This is a genomic window from Synechococcus sp. H60.3, assembly GCF_047462295.1.
In the GTDB taxonomy this organism is placed as follows: Bacteria; Cyanobacteriota; Cyanobacteriia; order Thermostichales; family Thermostichaceae; genus Thermostichus.
Genome location: NZ_JANSIY010000005.1, coordinates 9,422 through 11,295 on the forward strand (window position 1 = coordinate 9,422; position 1,874 = coordinate 11,295).

The window sequence follows — 1,874 nt, forward strand, 5'->3', positions numbered from 1 at the left end:
TTGTGCTGCCGCGCCCCCACCACATGGATTTCGTTTTGGCCGGACATCTCATCCCCTCTGTGTGCAGCGTGGGTGGAGACTCTGCCCAAAATTGGCGAGTCGAAAAACAACAAAAGTTAAGGAACATTAACGATTCTAGTGCTGCGGCAGAAGTCTGTCTTCTCCCCGTCGCAAGGCGTGGCGGCAATAGGGGGCAGGAGAAGAGGAAAGACTTGGCTATCTTGGAAGGGCCACTTGAGGGATCCCGAAGCAACCTAGCCCATGACCTGGCCACTGCTTGCCGTCCAAAAGCTCTTCATCTACCTGCTGGTGGGGATTGCCTTTACGGCCCTCTGCCTTGGGGATCAGGCCCTGTCGCCGGCGGTTATCGCCCTCTGCTTGGCGGCGGGGGCTGCCAGTTGGTTTTGGGAGCCGCCCCGCATTAGCTTTGCCCGCTATGCGCCCCTGTGGATGCCCCTGACGGTGAGCGTGCTGGTCAGCTTGGCGGCCCTGGTGCTTGCGGGCGTGCTGCCGCTTTCGGATGGGGCCATAGGCCTGGTGCTCTACCTTACGGGGGCCAAGTTGTTTCAGCGGGAGCGGGCAGCCGACTACATTCAGTTGGCGGTGTTGTCTTTGCTTCTGATGGCCATTGCCACCCTCTTTAACGAGGACATCAGCTTTGGGTTTTTATTCCTGCTGTATGTGGGGGTGGGGCTGGTTAACCTCACCCTCTATCACCTGCGCCTGCAGGCGGAGCAGCACCCCCAGGCGGCTAGCCAAGTCCGCGGGATCGACCTCAACTTTCTGGGGTTGCTTGGATCCCTGGCTTTGCTGGCAACCCTTCTCTCGGTGGTTTTGTTTTTCCTCTTTCCGCGCCTTAGCTTGGGGCTCCTAGGCCGGCAGGCCCGCTCGCCGGTGATGACCACCGGCTTTGCCGAGGAAGTCAGCCTGGGGGAGTTCGGCACCCTCAAGACCGACAGCACTGTTGTCATGCGGGTGGAGTTCCCGGCGGGGGTGCCGCCCCAGGTGGAGTCCCTCTACTGGCGGGGGATCAGCTTTGATCGCTACGACGGGCGGGCTTGGTCGCGGACGCTGGACCACGCGATCCCGATTTTCCCCACTGCAGCAGGGGTCTTCGATCTCTCGGCTTCCCCCTTGATCCCCACCGCTAGCGACCTCCAGTTCTTTCCCCTGGAGCAGCTTATCTACCTAGAGCCGCTGGCCACCAACACCGTCTTTGGGGTGGCGCCACTGCTGGAGGTGGAGTGGTTGGATCGGGGTGGAGTGATGACCCCTCAGCAGGCATGGCAACGGCAAACTCGCCGCCTCCTCCTGCACGAGAGCGGGGATGTCAGCCATTCCCTGCCCCCCCGGCTGCCCTATCTCTACCGCGCCGTGAGCCGGATCCCCCGCGATCTGGAGCCCCGCCTGCGCCAGCTTAGCCAGGAGGAGCTGCTGAGTGCTCTTGACCCAGCCCAGCGGGCAGCTTACCTGCAGTTGCCGGCAGATCTAGATCCGCGCATTCCCGCCTTGGCAGAGGAGATCACGGCTGGGATCCCCGATGTCTTTGGCAAGGTAGCGGCTCTGCAGAACTATCTGCTGGAGAACTACGCCTACACCACGGATCTGCCGGATCCCGGGGCTGAGCCGCCTTTGGAGGCCTTTTTGTTTACCCACCGTCGCGGCCACTGCGAATACTTTGCCACCGCCCTGACGGTGCTGGCCCGCAGCCTTGGCATCCCGGCCCGCGTGGTCAATGGCTTTTTGGGCGGGCGCTGGGTGGCGCAGGAAAAGTACCTGGCGGTGCGCAACGCCGATGCCCATTCTTGGACGGAGATCCCCTTTGGCCCCTATGGATGGATCCGCTTCGACGCCACGCCGCCAGAGGCCAATGT

At 62.4% G+C, this 1,874-nt stretch carries 1 protein-coding gene; it reads left to right on the forward strand.

Translation table 11 applies throughout. The features are described 5' to 3' along the window. Positions 1-261 precede the first annotated feature (261 nt). A partial coding sequence (locus NW841_RS01305) for a transglutaminaseTgpA domain-containing protein (protein WP_414385028.1) occupies positions 262-1,874 on the forward strand: 1,613 nt, incomplete at its 3' end.